Source organism: Streptomyces sp. NPDC006624 (assembly GCF_040611555.1).
Taxonomy (GTDB): Bacteria; Actinomycetota; Actinomycetes; order Streptomycetales; family Streptomycetaceae; genus Streptomyces.
This window is the reverse complement of record NZ_JBEXOM010000001.1, coordinates 127,378-147,833: the sequence shown is the minus strand read 5'-3', so window position 1 is coordinate 147,833 and position 20,456 is coordinate 127,378. Positions and strand designations below refer to the sequence as shown.

At 73.9% G+C, this 20,456-nt stretch carries 18 protein-coding genes; 8 read left to right on the top strand and 10 right to left on the bottom strand.

Annotated elements, in window-relative coordinates; translation table 11 throughout:
* Positions 1-68: 68 nt before the first annotated feature.
* Positions 69-926, bottom strand: a complete 858-nt coding sequence (locus ABZY20_RS00690) for a MaoC/PaaZ C-terminal domain-containing protein (RefSeq protein WP_356434563.1) — start codon at positions 924-926, stop codon at positions 69-71.
* 423 nt (positions 927-1,349) lie between these two features.
* Between ABZY20_RS00690 and ABZY20_RS00685 the strand changes: the two genes are divergently transcribed.
* The gene (locus ABZY20_RS00685; protein ID WP_356434560.1) at positions 1,350-2,567 is read left to right on the top strand and encodes a hypothetical protein; all 1,218 of its coding nucleotides are present in this window, start codon (positions 1,350-1,352) and stop codon (positions 2,565-2,567) included.
* Positions 2,568-3,041: 474 nt separating this feature from the next.
* On the opposite strand, the gene ABZY20_RS00680 is transcribed toward ABZY20_RS00685, so the two are convergent.
* Positions 3,042-3,821 carry a class I SAM-dependent methyltransferase gene (locus ABZY20_RS00680; protein ID WP_356434557.1) on the bottom strand — a complete coding sequence of 260 codons (780 nt, stop codon included), beginning with the start codon at positions 3,819-3,821 and terminating at the stop codon, positions 3,042-3,044.
* A gap of 264 nt (positions 3,822-4,085) precedes the next feature.
* A complete protein-coding gene (locus ABZY20_RS00675; RefSeq protein ID WP_356434554.1) occupies positions 4,086-5,537 on the bottom strand; it encodes an MFS transporter in 1,452 nt (483 codons plus the stop codon).
* A gap of 212 nt (positions 5,538-5,749) precedes the next feature.
* Between ABZY20_RS00675 and ABZY20_RS00670 the strand changes: the two genes are divergently transcribed.
* The 5 genes from ABZY20_RS00670 (at position 5,750) to ABZY20_RS00650 (ending at position 10,671) form a co-directional block, all read left to right on the top strand.
* A complete protein-coding gene (locus ABZY20_RS00670; protein WP_356434552.1) occupies positions 5,750-7,489 on the top strand; it encodes an MFS transporter in 1,740 nt (579 codons plus the stop codon).
* A 127-nt stretch (positions 7,490-7,616) separates the two neighbouring features.
* Positions 7,617-8,267 (top strand): class I SAM-dependent methyltransferase, encoded by a 651-nt coding sequence (locus tag ABZY20_RS00665; protein WP_356434549.1) that lies wholly within the window; start codon positions 7,617-7,619, stop codon positions 8,265-8,267.
* A 107-nt stretch (positions 8,268-8,374) separates the two neighbouring features.
* Positions 8,375-8,671 carry a hypothetical protein gene (locus ABZY20_RS00660; protein WP_356434546.1) on the top strand — a complete coding sequence of 99 codons (297 nt, stop codon included), beginning with the start codon at positions 8,375-8,377 and terminating at the stop codon, positions 8,669-8,671.
* A 63-nt stretch (positions 8,672-8,734) separates the two neighbouring features.
* Positions 8,735-9,685, top strand: coding sequence for an N-acetylmuramoyl-L-alanine amidase (locus ABZY20_RS00655; protein ID WP_356434543.1), 951 nt, complete (start codon positions 8,735-8,737; stop codon positions 9,683-9,685).
* 155 nt (positions 9,686-9,840) lie between these two features.
* Positions 9,841-10,671, top strand: coding sequence for a hypothetical protein (locus tag ABZY20_RS00650; RefSeq protein WP_356434540.1), 831 nt, complete (start codon positions 9,841-9,843; stop codon positions 10,669-10,671).
* A 112-nt stretch (positions 10,672-10,783) separates the two neighbouring features.
* Here the strand turns inward: ABZY20_RS00650 and ABZY20_RS00645 are convergent, their stop codons facing one another.
* The 3 genes from ABZY20_RS00645 to ABZY20_RS00635 are packed head-to-tail and all read right to left on the bottom strand — an operon-like array spanning position 10,784 to position 14,197.
* A complete protein-coding gene (locus ABZY20_RS00645; RefSeq protein ID WP_356434537.1) occupies positions 10,784-11,533 on the bottom strand; it encodes a hypothetical protein in 750 nt (249 codons plus the stop codon).
* A complete protein-coding gene (locus ABZY20_RS00640; RefSeq protein ID WP_356434535.1) occupies positions 11,520-13,082 on the bottom strand; it encodes a VWA domain-containing protein in 1,563 nt (520 codons plus the stop codon). Before ABZY20_RS00640 ends, ABZY20_RS00645 begins: the two co-directional genes overlap by 14 nt.
* On the bottom strand, positions 13,079-14,197 hold the full coding sequence (locus ABZY20_RS00635; protein WP_356434532.1) for a hypothetical protein: 1,119 nt from the start codon (positions 14,195-14,197) through the stop codon (positions 13,079-13,081). The genes ABZY20_RS00640 and ABZY20_RS00635 overlap by 4 nt, the downstream gene beginning before the upstream one ends.
* A 331-nt stretch (positions 14,198-14,528) precedes the next feature.
* Here ABZY20_RS00635 and ABZY20_RS00630 point away from each other — a divergent pair, with 331 nt between their 5' ends.
* Entirely contained in the window at positions 14,529-14,819 is a 291-nt protein-coding gene (locus ABZY20_RS00630) for a hypothetical protein (RefSeq protein WP_356434529.1), read from the top strand.
* Between the two features lie 30 nt (positions 14,820-14,849).
* Here ABZY20_RS00630 and ABZY20_RS00625 read toward each other — a convergent pair whose 3' ends face one another.
* From ABZY20_RS00625 to ABZY20_RS00610, 4 genes are read right to left on the bottom strand one after another with little or no spacing between them, the layout of a single operon-like run.
* Positions 14,850-15,932 (bottom strand): ABC transporter substrate-binding protein, encoded by a 1,083-nt coding sequence (locus tag ABZY20_RS00625; RefSeq protein WP_356434526.1) that lies wholly within the window; start codon positions 15,930-15,932, stop codon positions 14,850-14,852.
* Complete coding sequence (locus tag ABZY20_RS00620) at positions 15,929-16,999, bottom strand: prenyltransferase/squalene oxidase repeat-containing protein (RefSeq protein WP_356434523.1); 1,071 nt, start codon at positions 16,997-16,999, stop codon at positions 15,929-15,931. Before ABZY20_RS00620 ends, ABZY20_RS00625 begins: the two co-directional genes overlap by 4 nt.
* Positions 16,996-17,745, bottom strand: coding sequence for a class I SAM-dependent methyltransferase (locus tag ABZY20_RS00615; RefSeq protein WP_356434520.1), 750 nt, complete (start codon positions 17,743-17,745; stop codon positions 16,996-16,998). Before ABZY20_RS00615 ends, ABZY20_RS00620 begins: the two co-directional genes overlap by 4 nt.
* Positions 17,739-19,295: a glycosyltransferase family 4 protein gene (locus ABZY20_RS00610; protein WP_356434517.1), complete on the bottom strand. Its 1,557-nt coding sequence runs from the start codon at positions 19,293-19,295 to the stop codon at positions 17,739-17,741. The genes ABZY20_RS00615 and ABZY20_RS00610 overlap by 7 nt, the downstream gene beginning before the upstream one ends.
* Before the next feature lie 211 nt (positions 19,296-19,506).
* Here ABZY20_RS00610 and ABZY20_RS00605 point away from each other — a divergent pair, with 211 nt between their 5' ends.
* Positions 19,507-20,169: a TetR family transcriptional regulator gene (locus ABZY20_RS00605; RefSeq protein WP_356434514.1), complete on the top strand. Its 663-nt coding sequence runs from the start codon at positions 19,507-19,509 to the stop codon at positions 20,167-20,169.
* Positions 20,170-20,456: the final 287 nt, after the last annotated feature.

The following is a 20,456-nucleotide window of genomic DNA, read 5'->3' as shown; positions in this document are numbered from 1 at the left end:
ACGTCAGTCACCAGACACCGCACGGCCCTTCCCGCCCGGCGGGGAGGGCCGTTCGCATGCCCGGCGGCTCACGCGTGCCGGACGACGGTGTCGGCGAGCACGGGTGCGTCGCCCCGCTCCACGGCGCTCACGGCGACCCGCACGGAGTCGCGGCCCGGCCACATGCGGATCCGCAGCGTCTCCCCCGGGTACACGACCCCGGCGAACCGGGTGGTGTACGAGCGCACCCGCGTCACGTCCCCGTCGAGCAGGGTGTCGACGACCGCCTTGAGGGTGACGCCGTAGGTGCACAGTCCGTGCAGGATGGGCCGTTCGAACCCGGCGGCCCTGGCGAACTCGGGGTCGGCGTGCAGCGGGTTCCCGTCGCCGGAGAGGCGGTAGAGGAGGGCCTGGTCCTCGCGGGTCGTCCGTTCGACGGTCCGGGCGGGTGCACCGACCGGGGGCGCCGGCCGGACCGAAGGGCCTCTGTCGCCGCCCCAGCCGCCCTCGCCGCGGACGAAGATCCGGGCGTCGTCCGTCCACAACGGGCCGTCCGCGTCGGCGACTTCGGTGCGCAGCACGAGGACGGCCGCCGTGCCCTTGTCGTACACGGCGGCGACGCGGCGGGTGGCGGTGGCGGTGCCGGCCACCGGGAGGTGCCGGTGCAGGACGAGGCTCTGGCCGCCGTGCAGGACGCGGGCGAGGTCGACCTCGACGCCGGGCATGGACAGCCCGCCGGTCACGCCGGGCTTGCCGCCGCCCGCGACGGTGGCGAAGCTGGGCAGGACCTTCAGCCGGGACTCCAGGGTGTAGCGCAGTTCCCCGGGGTCGGTGGCGGGGACGCCGGCGCCGATGCCGAGGTGGTAGAGCTGCACGTCCTTGTGGCCCCAGGTGATCTCGCCGGTCCGGGGCGGGGCGGCGAGCGCCTTGGCTGCGTCGATGGGCATGGGGCTCCTGATCACCGGAGGAAGGGCTCGGCATCGCCGTGGAGGACCTCGGCACGGCCGTCCGCACCGTAGGCCACACCGAGGCACCGAGGCCGCCTGGCACCGAACTGGAACGCGTTCCAGTCCCGCGGCCTCTGTATAGCCGAGGCCCCGGCACCTTGGGAACCTTTCCCTCCTCCGGCGCCCGCCGAGGTCGCGTCCGTGCCCACCGGGCGGGCGGCGGAGGCGGAGACGCCGTGAGCAGCTGAGCAGCCGAGGGGACCGAACTCGGGGCCGTCGTAAGCCGGTTCGCTTCCGGGCAGGAGCCGCGCCGCCGGGGGCGGGAGGCCGTCCGGTCCCCTCCGGCGTGTACGTTGAGCGAGGGGCCGCGGCACACGCCGGCGGCGTCGGTAACGCCTAGGGGAACTAGGGGAACTGGAGCACATGGCACGCGTCGCCGTCATCACCGCGCCGAACATCGGGTACCGCAACACCGGCATGCTGACCGTCGACTTGGCGTTCGAGTCCCTGCGGCGGCGGGCGGGCGGCGCGTTCGACGCCACCTGGTACACGCTGCACACGCCGGACACCGTGCCCCTGCGGGACTGCGCGCGCGGTACGGAACTGCCGTTCTCCTTCCTCCCCCTGGCCGAGCACCTCGACTCGCTGCGCGACCACGACGCGGTCGTGTTCTGGGGCGACTTCCTGCACACCCGGCACTATCTGGCGCAGGACGCGACGAACCGCCTGACGGACTTCGGCATCGCCGCGGACCGCGACGCCGCCCGGGCACTGCTGAACCGGACCCTGCTCTTCGCGGACCAGCCGGACGAACTCCTCGCGCGGACCCTCAGCTACGGCGGGACCATCCTGCACAACACGCAGTCCGACTACGAGGACAAGGAGTACGGTCCCCTCTTCACCCGCCTGGTGCGCCGCAGCCACCGGATGTGGGTGCGCGACCCGCTGTCGGCGGCGAAGCTCGCGCACCTGCGCGGGGACCGCACGACCGACCACTTCGGCTCGGACGCGGCGCTGCTGTCCCGCCCCGGCGAACTCGGACAGCACCTGCCGACCACCCCGTGGTCCCGGTCGGTGCCGCAGGGCGGTGCGATCGGGGTGTTCCTCGGGGCCCGCACGCCGGTCCCCGCGTGGCTGCCCGGCACCTGCCAGGAGCTGTCCGACCGTCTGGGCGCCCCGCTGGAGTGGCTGCCCTGGTTCGACCGGGAGGTGCCCGGGCCGGTGAGCCACATCGCGGCCCGCCCGGGCGACCACACCCTCGGCGACCTGATCGGGGTGCTCCCGCGCTACCGGCTGGTCATCACGGACACCTACCACCTGGCCGTCAACGCGTGGGGCGCTGGCACCCCGGCGGTGTGTGTCGGGGCGCCCGAGCCGACGCCCAAGACGCACGACGACTACCTGACGCTGAGCGATGTGAAGAAGCACGTCTTCCACATGGCGTACGACGCGACCGACTTCTACCTGTCCACCCGGCAGGGCTCCGCGAGCGACCTCGACCGGCTGGTGCGGCTGCTGGAGGGCGGCGGCGCCGACGCGGTCGCGCGCCGCATCCGCGACCACGCCGACCACTCGGCGGCGTCGTTCCTGCGGACCCTGACCTCGCTGCTGGACGATCCCCGCCCCGCGCCGGGCGGGTGACCGCAGGAGCCATCGAGGTCGTCGCCCGGACGGGACGGAAGCCGCTGACGCGAGACGGGGGCGGGGTTCGCCGGTGTCGCGAGCGGGCCCAGCGTCGTACGGGGGGGGCTCGCCCCGCACCATGCGCAGGCTCGCCCCCGCCGTGAGCGGGCCCACGCCGTAGGCGAGGCTCGCCCCGCACCATGCGCAGGCTCGCCTCCGTCGTGAGCGGGCTCGCCCACCCTGTGAGCGCACGCCCCCCGCCAAGGCCGGGCACGCCCCCGCCCGCAGGCGCCGGGACCGTCGCCCCGTCCCCCGTCCCCCGTCGCCCCGGCGCCCCGGCTTTCCCCTCGCCCCGGCGCCCCGTCGCCCCCAGCTTCCCCTCGCCCCGTCGCCCCGGCTTCCCGTGCCGGTACGGCCCCGTGCCGGTACGGCCCCGTGCCGGTACGGCCCCGTGCCGGGACTCGCCCCGCCGCGCCGAGCGCCGGAGAGGCGCTACGCGCGCCCCGCCGCCGGGGCGGGGTCCGCGTCCGGGGCCTCCCGCCGGAACCACGCCGTCCACAGGAACGGCTCCCCGAAGTACCCGGACTCCTCCGGCTCGTCCCGCATCCGCCGCAGTTCGACCTCGGTCAGACCGGCGAAGATCCCCCGCAACGCCCCGGGCGTGTACGCCAGTCCGCCGCGCAGCCCCGCCCCCTCGCGGTAGAAGTCCGTGTCGGACAGCTCCGACCCCATGCCTCCGGGCCCGGCGGCGAAACAGGTGAGGCCGAACAGGCCCCCGGGGGCCAGGACGGTGTCCAGCAGGGCCAGATAGCTGATCCGGCGGTGCGGGGGCAGGTGGTGGAAGCAGCCGGAGTCGTACACGAGGTCGTAGGGGCCGGGGAGTTCGGTGCCGGCGAGCGCGAACGCGTCCCCGCAGTGGAACCGTACGCCCTGCGCGCCCGCCTCCCGGGCGCGCTCCCCGGCCCAGTCCACGGCTGCTGCGGACAGGTCGACCGCGTCGACCTCGAAGCCCCGCGCGGCCAGGTACAGCGCGTTGCGCCCGGGGCCGCACCCGAGGTCGAGCGCCCTGCCCCCGCCGGGCAGCAGCCGTTCCACGGCGGCCGCCAGGCTCTCGTCCGGCTTCGCCACGAAGAACGGCACCGGCCGGGAACGGTCGGCGTAGAAGCCGTCCCACCAGTCGGCACCCCGTCCCGTCCACCGGTCGGCCTCGGGCGCGAACAGCCCGTCGAGCAGGGCGAGCACGTCGTCGACGGTACGTATGGTCCGGTCCATCCGGGTCCCCCTTCCGCAGCCGCCAACGGTAGGCGGGGAAGCGGTGAAAGGCCAGGTCAGGGCAGTTTCAGCGGTGGGGGCGGACGGCGGCTGACGGCCCGTCGCGCGCCCCGGGGGCACCCCGTCGGCGGACCACTCCGTCCCCGGCCGGCAACAGCGGCGGCACCCCCGCCAGGGCCACTCAGAGCCCCGTCCCGCGCGACGCCGCCCCTGCTTTTTCCACGCCGTCGCCACCTGCCCCGGGACAGCGCGCCCGGCCCCCGTTCAGCCCTCCCCCCGCTCCCCGCCCACTCGGGGCAGCCACACCCACATCAGCACCACACCGGCCGCCAGCACCCCGGCCCCGACGCGGAACGCCAGCGCGTATCCCTCCGTCAGCGCCTGCGGCGTCGCGGCGCCGGCCGACCGGGCCGCCGCCAGGGTCGACATGACGGCCAGGCCCAGCGAACCGCCCATCGTGCGGGAGGTGTTGACGAGCCCCGACACCAGCCCCGCCTCCCCCGGCGCGGCGCCGGACGTGGCCAGTGACGCGAGCGGGGTCGCGGCCAGGCCCGCGCCGAGCATCATCAGCACGCCGGGCAGGAGGATCGCCGTGGCGTAGGAGCCGTCGGGGGTCATCTCCGACTGCCAGGCGAAACCGGCCACCGCGACGAGGGTCCCGAGCACCGCCACCGTGCGCGGCTCGGCGGTCCGCATCAGCCGGGGCGCGAGCTTGGAGCCGAGGATGACGGCCAGGGAGCTGGGGACCAGCGCGAGCCCGGCCTCCAGCGGGGTGTAGCCGAGGACGTTCTGCGCGTAGAGGGTCATGAAGAACCACATGCAGAACATGGCCGAGCCGCACAGGAACATGGAGACGTTCGCGGAGGAGACCGCGCGCAGCCGCAGCAGCCCGAGCGGCATCAGCGGGCTCGGGGTGCGGGCCTCGACCGCCAGGAACGCCCCGAGCAGGACCAGCCCGGCCAGCAGCGGCAGCAGGGTGGCCGGCGCGGTCCAGCCCTCGGCCTCCGTCCGGGAGATGCCGTAGGCGAGGGTGGCCAGCCCGGCCGTCACCAGGAGCGCGCCGGGCAGGTCGAGGCGCCGCCCGTCCCCGGCCCGGCTCTCGGTGAGGAACCAGGCGGCCGCGACCAGCGCCACCGCGCCCACGGGCACGTTGATGAGCAGCACCCACCGCCAGGACAGCGCCTCGATCAGCAGGCCGCCGACCAGCCCTCCGGCGGCGCCGCCCCCGGCGCCGACCGCCGTCCAGGTCCCTATCGCCCGGGCCCGGGCGGCTCCCTCCGGCACCGACGCCATGAGGATGGTCAGCGTCGAGGGCGCCAGCACCGCCGCGCCCAGTCCCTGCACGGCCCGCGCGAGGAGCAGCTGCCACTCCGTCTGCGCCAGTCCGCCGGCCAGGGAGGCGAGGGTGAACAGGCCGAGCCCGAGCAGGAACATCCGCTTGCGGCCGTAGAGGTCCCCGGCCCGCCCGCCGAGGAGCATGAACCCGGCGAAGGCGATGGCGTAGGCGTTCACCACCCACTGCAGGCCCTGCTCGCCGAGTCCGAGCCCGGTGCGCATCGACGGCAGCGCGACGTTGACGACGGACACGTCCAGCACGACGAGGAACTGCCCGGCGCAGGTCAGCGCCACCACGAGCCACAGCGGCGGCGCCCCGCGAGGGCGGGTGCGGGACCTGCGGGGGGCTGCGGTGCCGGCGGATTCGAGCATGGGCGTCATGCTCTCAACCCGCTCACGCCCCTTGCATCGGGATTTCGCCGGGCAGGTCCTCGGCCCCGAGTCCTAGGACTCCCCCCCGTCTCCCGCCCTCGGTCTCCCCAGGGAAAGGTCACATTTTCGTTAGCGTGCCGAAGCAACGGAATAGTTGCCTGGACGAACAAGGTTCACAGGTCACGTAAGTCTGAAGCCCCCCGGCCTGGAGGCCCCTCTCTATGACGCAGACGACGACAGAACGTCCCGCCGGCCGAGCGAGCGGGACGGTGGTCCCGGTGCTGGCCTTCGCGGGCATCGTTGTCGCGGTGATGCAGACCCTGCTGGTCCCGGTGATCAAGGATCTGCCGCAACTGCTGGACACCACCCCCGGCAACGCCACCTGGGTGCTGACCTCGACCCTGCTCTCGGGTGCGGTGGCCACCCCGATCATGGGCCGCCTCGGCGACCTCCACGGCAAGCGCCGCATGCTGATCGTGAGCCTGGCGGTGATGGTGGCCGGCGCACTGGTCAGCGCGCTCACCAGCGACCTGCTCCTGATGATCGCCGGCCGGACGCTCCAGGGCTTCGCGATGGGCGCCATCCCGCTCGGCATCGGCCTGATGCGCGACATGCTGCCCCGGGAGAGGCTCGGCTCGGCGATGGCCCTGATGAGTTCCTCCATAGGCGTCGGCGGCGGCCTCGCCCTGCCCGCCGCCGCCCTGGTCGCCCAGCACAGCGACTGGCACAGCCTGTACTACGGCGCCGCCGGCCTCGGCGTGCTCGCCATCGTCCTGACCCTCCTGGCCGTGCCGGAGTCTTCGGTGCGCGCCGAGGGCTCCTTCGACCTGCCGGGCGCCCTTGGCCTGTCCGCCGGTCTCGTGCTGTTCCTGCTGCCCATCACCAAGGGCAGCGACTGGGGCTGGGCCTCGGGCACCACGCTCGGCCTGTTCGGGGCGTCGGCGGTGGTGCTCGCGCTGTGGGGCGTGATGGAACTGCGGGTGAAGGCGCCGCTGGTCGACCTGCGCACCACGGCCCGCCCCGCCGTCCTCTTCACCAACCTCGCCTCGATCATGGTCGGCGTCTCCTTCTACGTCGTCTCCCTGGTCCTGCCGCAACTGCTCCAGCTGCCGGAGTCGACCGGCTACGGCCTCGGCCAGTCGATGGTCGTCGCGGGCCTGCTGGTCGCGCCGCTCGGCCTGACGATGATGGTCACGGCGCCCGTCTACGCCCGGCTGTCCGCGCGGTACGGCCCCAAGGTCACCCTGATCCTCGGCCTGCTGATCATCGCGATCGGCTACGGCGCCGGCCTCGGCCTGATGAGCGCGGCCTGGCAGAGCCTGGTCATCTCCGTGCTGCTCGGCGCGGGCATCGGCCTGGCCTACTCCTCGCTGCCCGCGCTGATCGTCGGCGCGGTCCCGGCCTCCGAGACCGGCGCGGCGAACGGTCTCAACACCCTGATGCGCTCCATCGGCACGTCGGTCTCCAGCGCGGTGATCGGCATGGTGCTGGCCGACACCGCCGACCACGTCGGAGGCGTCGCCGTGCCGACCATGCACGGCTTCCGCGTCTCCTTCCTGATCGCGACGGCCGCGGTGGCCGTGGGCCTCGTGCTGGCCCTGTTCCTGCCGGGCGGCCGCCCCTCGGGCAAGCCGCAGCTGCGGGCCGGCAGCGAGGAGGACGCCAACCTGGAGCACGCCGAGGCGGTGCTGCGCGGCTTCAGCGGCCGGGTGCTGGACGCGGACGGCGCCCCGGTCGCCCGCGCCCAGGTCACCCTGATCGACCACCGGGGACGGCAGGCCGGCGCGACCCTCTCCGCCGAGGACGGCGGCTACGCGCTCGCCGTCCCCGCCCCCGGCGCCTACGTCGTCGCCGCCCGGGCCCGCGGTCACGGCCCGCTCGCCTCGGCCGCGACCCACGCGGGCGACGACCGGCCGGTCGGCCTGGACCTGTCCCTGCCGGGCGAGACCGTCCCGGCCTGACTCCCCGCGCACCGGTACCCCCTGTCGCACGGCGGCGGGGGGTGCGGCACGATGGGTCGACGACTCCGCGGGCGAGCCCCCGGCCACCCCGGCGCGCCCTGCCCGTCGTACGACCGAGAGGAACCCCATGCCCGCGGCCCCGAAGCCCGAGATCCTGGCCGCGTTCGAGGCGGCCAAGGGGTTCATGCCGGCCGGCGAGGGGCTGGCGCTGTACGCGGCGGCCGTCGAGGCCGGGCGGCTGGGGCTGCCGCTGCTGGAGGTCGGCACCTACTGCGGCCGGTCCACGATCCTGCTCGCCGACGCGGCCCGCGGGGCCGGGGTCAGCGCGCTCACCGTCGACCACCACCGCGGCAGCGAGGAGCAGCAGCCGGGCTGGGAGTACCACGACCCGGAGACGGTCGACCCCGAGATCGGCCTGATGGACACGCTGCCCGCCTTCCGCCGCACCCTGCACCGGGCGGGCCTGGAGGACCACGTCGTGGCCCTGGTCGGCCGGTCCCCGCAGATCGCCGCGTTCTGGCGCACCCCGCTCGGCCTCGTCTTCATCGACGGCGGCCACACCGACGAGCACGCCACCGCCGACTACGAGGGCTGGGCCCCGCACGTCGCCGAGGGCGGGCTGCTCCTCATCCACGACGTCTTCCCCGACCCGCAGGACGAGTTCACCGGGCAGGCCCCCTACCGCGTCTACCTCCGGGCCCTGGCCTCCGGCGCCTTCACCGAGGTCTCGGCGACGGACTCGCTGCGGGTGCTGCGCCGCACCGGCCCGGGCGTCTGAGGGAACGGCTGGGCGGGTGAACTGCGGCCCCCGCACCCGCGCCCGGTCGGCCCACGGGCGGCGTGGCGAGTCGGTGCGGGAGCGCCGCTGCCCAAGGATCCGGGCGCGTGGCACACACCTTCGCAGAGCTCGTGGAGAAGCAGCGCGCCGCGGACGAGGCGTACGCCCGCGTGCGGCACCTGCAGGACGCGTACGGTCCGCCGACCCAGACCAAGTGGAGCGACCAGCAGACCGCCACCTGGGAAACGGCCTGGCGCGCCTGGCGCGACCTGGCCCGCGACGTCCAGGCGGCGGTGACGGCGTACGCGAGGCAGGAGGACACCCCGCGCCAGGAGATCGAGGCACGGGTGAAGGAGGCGGTGCGGCACGGGGAGGACGGCGAGGACGGCGGCGACGCCGGATGAGCGTCACCCGTCGGACCGTCCTCGGCCCGCTGCGCCCGGCGCGCGGCCGCTAGGGTGGCAGACGTGTCGTACGCAGGCCCCGAATTCGAGCCCTCACAGCCCCGCCGCTCCCGTCGCGGCCCCCTGACCGTGGCGCTCGCCGCGCTCGTGCCGGGAGCGCTGCTCGGCTGGCTGGTGTACGAGACGGTCGGGGGTTCCGGGGGTGGCGGGGACTCGGGGCGGGCGGGTGCGGGGTCGTCGCCGCCCGCCGCGTCGAGCGCGCCCTCCGACGACGCCAAGGAGCCGAGCGCCCCCGAAGGGCCCACGGAAACCCCCGCGTCCTCCGCGCCCGCCGCCTCCGGTCCGCTCAAGGGCAAGGTCGTCGTGATCGACCCGGGCCACAACCCGGGCAACTTCCGGCACACGTCCGAGATCAACCGCACGGTGGACATCGGGACGAACCGCAAGGAGTGCGACACCACGGGCACGACCACCAACGACGGTTACACCGAGGCGAAGTTCACCCTGGACGTGGCGCGCCGGATGCGCACACTCCTCGAGGAGCAGGGCGCCACGGTGAAGCTGACGCAGGACGACGACCGGCCGTACGGGCCGTGCGTGGACGAGCGGGCCCGGATCGGCAACGAGGCGAAGGCCGACGCGGTGGTCTCGATCCACGCGGACGGCTCGGGGGCCGGCAACCGCGGCTTCCACGTCATCCTGCCCGGCGCGGTCCGGGCGGGCGCCGCGGACACCCGGGAGATCGTCGCCCCCTCCCGCGACCTCGGCGAGCGCGTCGCGGGCCGCTTCGTGGCGGTCACCGGCAGCGCGCCCTCGAACTACGTGGGCGACGGCGGCGGTCTCGTCACGCGGAAGGACCTGGGCGGTCTCAATCTGTCAACGGTTCCCAAGGTGTTCATCGAGTGCGGCAACATGCGCGATAGCAAGGACGCGGCGCTGCTGACCAGCGGCGGCTGGCGGCAGAAGGCGGCGCAAGGGATCTCTGAGGGAATCGTGAGTTTCCTGCGCGGGTAGCTCCCGCAGGACCGGTCCCGAGGGACGCCCCGACCGGGCGGACGATAGGGTCCTCCTACGATGAGGGGTCACCCCCGCGCTTCACAGGGGCCGGACGGCGGCATGGTGACAGCGACGCCTCTACCGACGACGAGACGACCTACGAAGGACCTGAAGTGAATATCCGCTCCCTCACTCGAGGCGACGGCGTGGTGATCGGAGCAGCGGTGTTGCTGTTCATCGCGTCGTTCCTCGACCTCTACTCGTTCGACAATGTCCCCGACAGCGTCGACCTCCCCATGCTGTGGGGCAGCGGCCCGGTCGTGTTCAGCGTCGTGCTGGCCGGGATCATCGGTGCCGCGCTCGTCGTCGTCGGCCGCGGGCTGGCGCAGGCACCGAAGATCGCGGGGATCGAACTCGCCCAGTTCGGCGCCGCGTTCACGGTGTTCGCCGCGTGGAGCGCGCTCGGCAACATCTTCGACGTGCCCGGGGGCTTCGACAACATCGGCGACAACGCGAGCGACGGCGCCCCGAGCCCGGGTATCGGCATGATCCTCGCCCTCGTCGCCACGCTGCTGATGGCCGCCGCCGCCATCGCCACCCCCCTGGTCCCCGCCCTCAAGGGCGCCCTCGTCCCGGCCCCCCGCCCCGCCGCTCCCCAGCCCTACGGGGCCCAGCCGCAGGGCGGTTACGGCTACCCGGGCGCGCAGCAGCCGGGCGGCTACGGCCAGCCGCAGCCGGGGCAGCCCTACGGCGGCCAGCCCCAGGCGCAGCCCCAGCAGGCCCAGGCTCCGCAGCCGCCGGCCGGGGACTTCTCCCCGTTCTGGTTCGCGGTGCCGGTGCCGCGGCCGCTGTTCCCCGAGGACGGTTCGCCGACGCCGATCGCCGAACTCGCGCCGGGCACCTGGTACCTGGCCGTGGAGCAGCGCGGCGCGGCCCTGGTCGCCCAGACCCAGGACGGTCGTCGCGGCGTCCTGCAGGACACCTCGGGCATCCAGCGCGGCTGAGCCCGCCCCCGTCTCGCACGGCCCCTCGCCCTTCCGGGCGGGGGGCCGTCGCCGTGCAGTCGCCACCTCCATGACCTGACGCACCGTCAGGTCCCGTGTTCGGTGGCGGCGGTCACCAGAAGATCGCGATGGCCTCCAGCGTCACCTCGCGGGTGTCCTCGCGCCAGCCGGTCATCTTGCCCAGGCAGCGGGCCGTGAAGGTGCCGGCCGGGATCGAGCGGCGCGCGTCCCCGGCGGCCACGACGCGCATGGACACGGGGGGCTGTCCGGAGCCGTACTCGGCCCGCAGCACGAAGCCCTCCGTCACGTCGGGCACGCGGGTGAACACCCCCTTGACCGACACGAATTCGCCGATGCGGCTCAGGGTCACCGCGCGGGCGTCCGCGAGGTTGCCGGCCAGGTGCCGGTTGGGGACGACCGTCAGTGTGGTCAGGTCGGCGTGGACGATGGCGTCGGCCCGGTCGAAGGCCTCCATGACCACGCCGATCACATTGATCGGCTTGTCCTTGCGCACGAACTTGCGGAACGTCTCCTGGCTGACGTCCCGCTTCAGCCGGAACCGGAACAGCCACGTCAGCACCCGGCTCCAGAAGCCGACGCTCGTGTCGACCTTCGTCCGCAGCTCGACGGCCTCCTCCAGCGCGGACCGGTAGTTGCCGAGCTCGTACAGGTCCATCACCGCCTGCTCGTCCAGATACAGGCAGATGCTGTACGCCGACTGCCAGCGCCGCAGGTGCCGTCGGCGCTCGCGGGCATGGCGTACCAGGACCACGGCGAGCACCACCAGGCCGGCGGCGGTCACCAGCCAGACCGTCATCCACGGCCACCAAAGGCTCCACCACAGTGCGTCAGTGACAGCCACGGATCTCCTTGAAAGCCTCGGAAAGGGAGGAGCCGGCGGCACGCACCATCCGTCCGCCCGTGTGGGCCGCCGCGCGGCGCAGCTCGCCGGCGTCGGCCTCGCCGAAGTGGACGGGGTAGGTCGGGACGGCCCGGACGGCGGCGGGCAGCGCCCGGTGGCGGCGTACGAACTCCTCGTAGGACAGGCCCGCGTTGTTCTCGCCGTCCGTCATCAGGACGAGGGAGACCGAGCGGTGGGGGTCGGCGGCCAGTGCGCGGGCGGCGGCGCGGTAGCCGTGGTCGAGGGCGGACCACACGGCGGTGGCGTCGCCGTAGCCGCCCCGGGCGACGGTGGCGGTGAGGGCCGTCAGGTCCTTCGGCCCGGTGACGGTGACGGTCCTCTCCCCCAGCACCCGGCCGCCGAACCGGACGACGGTCAGCCGCTCGCCCCGGTGGAAGCGGGTGAACTTGCCCGAGGCGGAGGCGTCCGCGCCGCTGAGTCCGGCGAACGCCTCGCGCAGGGCGGCCATCCGGGCGCCGCGCATCGAGCCGGAGAAGTCGAGCAGGAAGACCACCTCGCTCGTGGTGCGGCGGCCGGGGTCGCCGTAGTCCGCCAGCAGGGTGTCGACGACGGCCCGCCGGTCGGGGTGGAAGAGGGCGTTGCCGACCGGTTCGCGCAGCCGCGGCTCCCGGGTGACCGTCGTGTTCACGGGGCGGCGCAGCGTGTGCCGCATGATCTGCCGCTGCACCGCGTCGCGCCGCAGCCACTGCGTGACCTTGTCGTACGCGGCGCGGCGGGCCGGGTTGAGCAGGAGCAGCGGGAAGTCCGCCAGGACCGTGCCGTCCTGGGGGCGGACGACCTCCAGGGGCTCGTCCAGGCGGCCGGTGGCGTTGAGGGCGAGCAGGTCGGACTCGTAGGTGATGAGGGCGTTGGCCTCGTCCTGGTGGTCGGCGTAGGCGTCGACCAGGGCGGGTCCGGTGGCGGCGGTGAGGGTCTGGCCGGAGCGGAAGCCGCGCAGCCGGTCGCAGGAGACGTCCCCGGGGCGCAGCGCGGCCCCGGTGCCGGCCGCGGCGGTGGCGACGCCGACGAGGGCGGCGAGCCCGCTGCCGGCGTTGCGGGGGTCGGCCATGCCGAAGCGGACGGTGCCGGTGGCGGCGGCGTCCGCGATGTCGGCCCAGGTGAGCCGGGAGCCGGGCACCTGGGCGCGCAGCCGTCGCGCCACGTCGGGCCGCAGGCCGATGACGACGGGGGACGTCATGGTGGAGGTGCGCTGCAGACCCCGGGTGGCGTTCTTGTCGGTGAGCCGCAGATAGCGGTCGGAGGACAGCCACGCGAGGTCGTAGGTGTCGCGGTCCGGTGGCCTCGTCTCGGCGTCCGCGCGGTCCTCCAGGCGCAGCTCGACGCCGGTCTCTTGCTTCAACTCGTCCAGCAGCGGGCCCAGTTCGGCGAGGTCGGGGGCGGCGAGCACGCGCAGCCGGACCGTGTCGTCACCGCCGTCGCCCGAGCAGGCGGTGAGGAGGGCGGCGACGAGCGCCAGGCAGAGCGCCAGCAGGCCCGGGCCGCGCCTCACGGGCCGCCCGTCCGGTCGGGACAGTCGCCGACGATCTCGATCATCCTCTCCAGCAGGGGCAGGCTGGGCAGGACGGCCCGGGTGTGGTCGGAGGAGGTGGTGGGCACCGGGATCCGCCGCTCGGTGAGGAAGCGGCTGAACTCGTCGCCGTTCGCGCCGCTGCCGGCGTTGCGGACCCGGAAGCCCAGCTCCATGGCGCGGCGCTGGAGTTCGGGGTCCTCGCTGACCAGTTCGCCGAGCCGGGCGCCGTCGCCGGTGAGCGCGACGAGCTGGGGTTCGGTGACGAAGCGGGTGGACGGGTAGAGCAGGACGCGCTCGTCGTCGGTCACGCCCTTGGCGGCCTCGTGGCCGATCTGGTGGGCGAGGAACTGGTGCTCGTAGATCACCGAGACGGGGGCGATGCTCTGCCCGTCGGGCGACAGGTAGGTCTCCGCCCGTTCCGAGGACGGCAGGCCCTGTTCGACGAGAAGCGGCTTGATCCTCAGGGCGAGCCGCTCGGCCTCGGCCGCGCTGTCGGGCGCGTCGTTCCCGTGCTCCACGAAGGCCACCAGTCCGAGGTAGGTGCCGGCCGAGTTGGCCTCGCAGATGTCCGAGGTCTGGGCGAGGATCTTGTTGCCGTTGCGGACGCGGTCGTGGCGGTCGATCTCGTCCCAGCGGTAGCCGTCGCCGGGGTCGCGCTGGACGCCGTTGCGCCTGCCGCGGGCCAGATCGAGGAACTTCCGCATGTCCAGGGTGTAGTACATCGGCCGTCCGCCGGGGCCGGGGAGGCGTTCGGCGGCGCCTTCCGCGGTGAGCACCTCGGCGTAGTCCCGGTAGGTGGCCAGCACGATGGGGCTGACGAAGGGGCGGTACAGCAGCACCGGGCGGTTCGCCCGGGCGCGCTCGCGGCTGATCAGGTCGGCGGCGGGCTGGCCGGAGGGGAAGACGACGTCGTACCCCTCGTAGTCCTGTTGGGCGATCTCACGTGAGCCCATGTTGGTGATGTGCACGCGGAAGCCGTGCTTCATCAGCAGCCGCTCGACCACCGGGTCCTGGAAGAAGTCCCTCTTGGAGGCCATCTTGGCCTCGATGGTGACGACCTGCCGCAGCGGCAGCAGCAGGTTCCCGGAGGCCACGAGCAGGGCCAGCCCGATCAGCGGGACGGGCAGCGCCGACGCCAGCGCTCTGCGCAGACGCCGGCGCGGGGGTCTGGCGACGTGTAACCGTGGTTCTTCGGCCGAGCGTGGTTCTTCGGCAGCGGGTCTGTTCGCGGGCACCTGTCTGCTCCCCCCGTGACACCTGCGTTCCCCCCGTGTGGCCGGGCCAGGATCGTCGATGATGCCGATGTACCCCGAACGCCCTTCAGGGGAACGTCGGTTGAACGGAGGGGGAAGCGCACGGCACGGGGCGGCGGACGGGGTGCACCGGGCCGGGTTTCATCCGGGGTTCGGCGGCAATCCGCTGAGTATGTCCCCTAGATATCGCAGTGGTGCGGGCGCCGGCAGGGTCGTGGCGGTCGTAGCCGACATCATGGCATTCATCCTGGGTCTGTGGATCCTGATGTACCTGCTGGACGCCAACCGCGGCAACTCGTTCGTGCAGTTCATCCATGACGCGGCGCGCTGGCTCGCGGGCTGGTCCCACGACCTGTTCACGTTCGACGAGGCGTGGGCCCGCGTGGTCTGCGGCTACGGACTCGCGGCGGTGGTCTATCTGTTCATCGGCCACGCGATCGCGAACCGCGTCCAGCGTCACTGACGGCCGTCCGCCCGCGGTCCGCGCAAGGGCTCAGGCGGTGTGCCGGACGCGGAAGCGGCCGGGTGCCGCCGGGTCCCGGTCCACGACCTGGACCGGCGCTCCGGCCCACTGCCACACACGGCCGCCGGGCGGGCGGGAGAACCGGATCTCGCCGCGGGTGCCCTCGACGGCGACGCCCGCCCAGGCCGCGGCGAGGCGGGCCCGGTCCGTGCCGTGCGCGCGCAGCATGCCGGCGAGGACCGTGACGGCGTCGTAGCCCTCGTACGCGACGAAGGAGGGCGCGGCCCCAAGTCGCGTGCGCAGGGCCGTTCCCACACGCTCGCCGAGCGGGCCGAGGCGTCCGGGCAGATAGCGCAGGAACGGCACCGCCGCCCCCGCCTCGCCCAGCGGCTCCGCCCAGGCGGCGAACTCCGGCTGTCCGGCGGGTGCTCCGATCAGGACGTCCGTGAGGCGCGCGTCCCGGCGGACCGACGCGACGATCGGCACGGCCGGCTCCGGGAAGCCGGTCAGCAGCAGGAGGGCCGTGGCACGGTGGCCGGCGAGTGCGTCGCACACCGCCTCCGGGGCGAGGGCGCGCGCGTCGAGCTCGGTCACGCCGCCGCCGCGGGACGCGAGACGGTCCCGCAGGATGCGGGTGCCCGAGGCCCAGTACACGCTCGGCTCGGCGGCCACGGCGATCCGGCGGTGGCCCGCGTCGAGGAGGAAGTCGGCGTAGGCGCGCCAGCCCCGGGACTGCGGCGGGCTCAGGCGCGCGACCCAGTCGGTCGGCTCCTCGGTGAGCGCGTCGAGCACCGCCGAGGAACACAGGAACGGCACACCGCGCGCGTCGGCCCTGGCGGCCGCGGCGCGGGCGACGACGCTGTGGTACTCCCCGGCCAGGGCGGCCACACCGAGGTCCGCCAGTTCGTCCACGGCCGCCACCGCCCGCTGCGGGTCGGCGGCCGTGTCCCTGACCACCAGGTCGAGCGGCCGGCCGCCGATCCCGCCGCTGTCGTTGACGTCGGCGGCGGCCAGTTCGAGTCCGGCGAGCAGGTGCCTGCCCGCCTCGGCCCAGCCGGGCCGGGTCAGCGGGGCGAGCGCGCCGAGCCGTACGGCGGGAACCTCGTCGCTCATGCGCAGCAGTCGGTCTCCAGCCCGCTGGGCAGCCGCTCCCCGCCGAACACCGCGCAGGTCGCCTCGTGTCCGCCCAGCGCGGCCACGGCCAGCAGCAGCGACCCGGCCGTCCAGGTGGTCAGCTCGCGCGGCCAGACGGCGTCGTCGTCGAAGACGTAGCCCGTCCAGTACAGCCCGCTCTCCGGGTCGCGCAGGTGCTGGATGGACTGCAGGATCTCCAGCGCGCGGTCCGACTCCCCCACCGCCCACAGCGCGAGGGCCAGTTCGGCGGACTCCCCGCCGGTCACCCACGGGTTGGGGACCACGCAGCGCACGCCGAGTCCGGGGACGACGAACCGGTCCCAGTGCTCCTCGATGCGGGCCTTGGCCTGCGCACCGGTCAGCGCCCCGCCCAGCACGGGGTAGTACCAGTCCATCGAGTACCGGTTCTTGTCCAGGAACCGCTCCGGGTGGTGCCGTATCGCGTGCCGCAGCGCGCCCGCCGCCAACTCCCAGTCCGGCTGGGCCTCTTCGCGCTGCTCGGCGATGGCCAGGGCGCACCGCAGGGCGTGGTGGATGGAGGAGGAGCCCGTCAGCAGGGCGTCGGCCGTCCCGGTGCCGTCGTCGTCGCGGCGCCAGCCGATCTCGCCGCCCGGCTGCTGCAGGCGGAGCACGAACTCCACCGCCGCGTACACCGCCGGCCACATCCGCTCCAGGAACGTGTCGTCACCGGTGGAGAGGTAGTGGTGCCAGACGCCGACGGCTATGTAGGCGACGAAGTTGGTCTCCCGGCCGCGGTCGGTGACGTCGGTGGCGTTGCCGTCGGCGTAGGCGGCGTACCAGGAGCCGTCCTCGTTCTGGTGGCGGGCCAGCCACAGGTAGGCCCGCTCGGCGGCCTCGTGTTCACCGGCCGCGTCCAGGGCCATGGCCGCCTCGACGTGGTCCCACGGGTCCAGGTGGTGTCCCCGGAACCAGGGGATCGCGCCGTCCTCGCGCTGGACGCCGAGGATGCCGGCGACGGTCGCGGCGGCCTGCGCGGCGGTGAGGACCCCGGGCAGGACCAGGTGTTCCGTCCGGGGAGTCGTCACCGGGCGTCCGCCCCGGTGCCGGCCGGACGCGGCAGGTGCGGCTTGGTCGCGTAGGCCACGAAGCTCTTCCCGATGAGCGGGTTCAGCGCCTGCTCGGCGACCCGGGTGGCCAGGGGCTTCTTCATGATGTCCCAGACGAGCAGCTTGTGGTACGCGCGCACCGGCAGGGCCTTGTCGTTGTCGACGCCGAACGCGCACTTCAGCCACCAGTACGGGGAGTGCAGCGCGTGCGCGTGGTGCGTGCCGTACGGTTTCAGGCCGGCCTCGCGCATCCTGCGCAGCAGTTCGTCCGCCTTGTAGATGCGGATGTGGCCGCCCTCGACCTCGTGGTAGGCGTCGGACAGGGCCCAGCAGACCTTCTCGGGGCCGTAGCGCGGGACGGTGACGGCGATCCGGCCGCCCGGCTTCAGCACCCGCACCATCTCCGCGAGGACGCCCTTGTCGTCCGGGATGTGCTCCATCACCTCGGAGATGATGACGACGTCGAAGGACTCGTCGGGGAAGGGCAGGGCGAGGGCGTCGCCCTCCATGGCGGTGGCGGTGGCGCCCTGCGGCGCCTCGCCGGCCTCCTTCATCGCCGCGAACCACTGGGCGACCTCGCGGATCTCCTCGGCGTTCCGGTCCAGCGCCACGACCTGCGCGCCGCGCCGGTAGCACTCGAAGGCGTGCCGTCCGGCACCGCAGCCGAGGTCCAGGACACGGTCGCCCGGGGCGAGCGGGAACCGGGAGAAGTCGACGGTCAGCACGTGGCCCTGCTTTCGGAGTTGACGCTTTCTGCATCTGCGGGGGCTGCGGCGGCCGCCGGGACGGCATCGGCGGGGGCCGCGGGGCCCGCACTGCCCGTGACGGTCGTGGCGGCCGCGGTCGCCGTGGCGTTCGCGGTCGCCGTGGCGGTCGTGGCGGCCGCGGTCGCCGTGGCCGCCGAGGTGCGGCCGGACAGTCCGTTCGTGGTGGTGGGGCGGTGGCCGGCCGGCGTCACGCGGGGCGTGTCGCCCCCGGTCCGGGCGATGGCCTCGCGGTAGCGGGCGACCGTGCCCTGCGCGGCCCTGGCCCACGTGAAGTGCCGCAGCACCCGCTCGCGGCCGGCCGCGCCGAGGCGGGTGCGCAGGTCCGCGTCGCCGAGCAGCCGGCCCAGCCCGGCGGCCAGCGCCCCCGCGTCGCCGGGCGGTACGGCCAGGCACGTCTCGCCGTCGCGTCCGGCGACCTCGGGAATGGCGCCGCCGGTCGTGGCGAGCAGGGGCGTCCCCGTCGCCATGGCCTCGGCGGCCGGCAGCGAGAAGCCCTCGTAGAGGGACGGCACGCAGGCGACCTGCGCCGAGCGGACCAGGTCGACGAGCTCGGCGTCGGAGATGCCCTTGACGAACTCGACGGCGCCTTCGAGACCGTAGCGCTCCATCGCCTTGGCGACCGGGCCCTCGGCGGGGCGCTTGCCGACGACGACCAGATGGGCCCCGGGATGCTCGGTGCGCACCTTCGCCAGCGCCTCGACCAGATGGACCAGGCCCTTGAGCGGCACGTCCGCGCTGGACGTCGTCACGATCCGGCCCGGCACCACCGGCACCGAGGGGTCCGGCGAGAACAGGTCGGTGTCGGCGCCGATGTGGACCACGTGGATCCGGTCCTGCCGGACACCGAGGTGGTCGACGATCTCCTGGCGGGAGGTGCCGGAGACGGTGAGCACGGACGGCAGTCGCCGCGCGACGCGCTTCTGCATGCGGGTGAAGGCGTACCACCGCCGGACCGAGTACCGCCGCTGCCACCCCTCCGCCGCGTCCAGCTCCAACTGCCGGTCGACGGTGATGGGGTGGTGGATGGTGGTCACCAGGGGCGCGCCGACGTCGCCCAGCAGGCCGTAGCCCAGGGTCTGGTTGTCGTGCACGACGTCGAACTCGCCGCGGCGGGCGCGCAGATGGCGGCGGGCGCGCAGCGAGAACGTCAGGGGTTCGGGGAAGCCGCCCGTCCACATCGTCGCGACTTCCAGCGCGTCGATCCAGTCGCGGTACTCGTCACGCCCGGGCGTGCGGAAGGGGTCGGGCTGGCGGTACAGGTCGAGGCTGGGCAGCCGGGTGAGGCTCAGTGCGTCGTGGCCCTCGTCGAGGACGGGATAGGGCTGGGCGCCGATGACCTCGACCCGGTGGCCGAGGCGGGCCAGTTCACGGGAGAGGTGCCGGACGTAGACGCCCTGGCCACCGCAGAACGGGTTCCCTTTATAGGTGAGGAGCGCGATGTGGAGCGGTCGCAAGCCGTCGGATGCGGGGTCCTCCGGAGCCCCGGCCTGACTGGCCTCAGCGGTCACCCTGGGCCCCCTTCTCCCTGCACTGTCCCGCGAGATTACGCCGGGACGCTAATCTAGAACAAGTTTCAGACTTGATCGTCCGGAGGCTCCGAATCTACCGGCAGGTAAGGGCGCTGTGACCAGTGGATCAGGTGATTCACGCCACGGCGGACGCCGTGCCATGCTGTCTGATCACCCGTCCTCACGGACGGTCACGGAACGGGACCGGACCATGTCCGCGGAAGCCGAGGTGCGCCAGGTGAACAAGCCGGCCAAGGCGGAGGCCAGAGCCGTCGCAGCCCCCGCCTCCCCTCCCCTGACGGAGCGGCAGGAGGCCCGTCGGCGCCGCATCCTGCACGCGAGCGCCCAACTGGCCGGCCGGGGCGGCTTCGACGCCGTCCAGATGCGCGAGGTCGCGGAGTCCTCCCAGGTCGCGCTCGGCACCCTGTACCGCTACTTCCCCTCCAAGATCCACCTGCTGGTCGCCACGATGCAGGACCAGCTGGAGCACATGCACGCCACGCTGCGGAAGAAGCCGCCGCAGGGCGACACGGCGGCCGAGCGGGTCGCCGAGACGCTGATGCGGGCCTTCCGCGCCCTGCAGCGCGAGCCGCACCTGGCCGACGCGATGGTCCGGGCCCTCACGTTCGCGGACCGCAGCGTGAGCCCGGAGGTGGACCAGGTGTCGCGGCAGACGACGGCGATCATCCTGGACGCGATGGGCCGGCAGGACCCGACCCCGGAGCAGCTCTCGGCGGTCCGGGTCATCGAGCACACCTGGCACTCGGCCCTGATCACCTGGCTGTCGGGACGCGCCTCCATCGCCCAGGTCAAGATCGACGTGGAGACGGTCTGCCGTCTGATCGATCTGACGGCGCCGGACGGACGCGGGTGACCGGATCCGGGTGAACGAACCCGGGTGACCTGACGCGAATCAGAGAGACGACCTCGCGAAGGCGACGGCGACGGCGCGCAAAAGGCGACGGCACGAAGGCGACCGCACAGAGACGACCTACGAGACGGGTTCCCTTCGCCGGCATGGTCCGGATCAGGTTATGGGGGTCGCCTTCCAGCCGCCGGACCTCTCGGTCCGCCGTCCTTCCGGCCTCTCAGCCCTACCGTCGCAGTCGGCACCAGCGGAAGCCGAAGCCTCCTGCCGGAGTCGGCCACTCCGGTCGGACT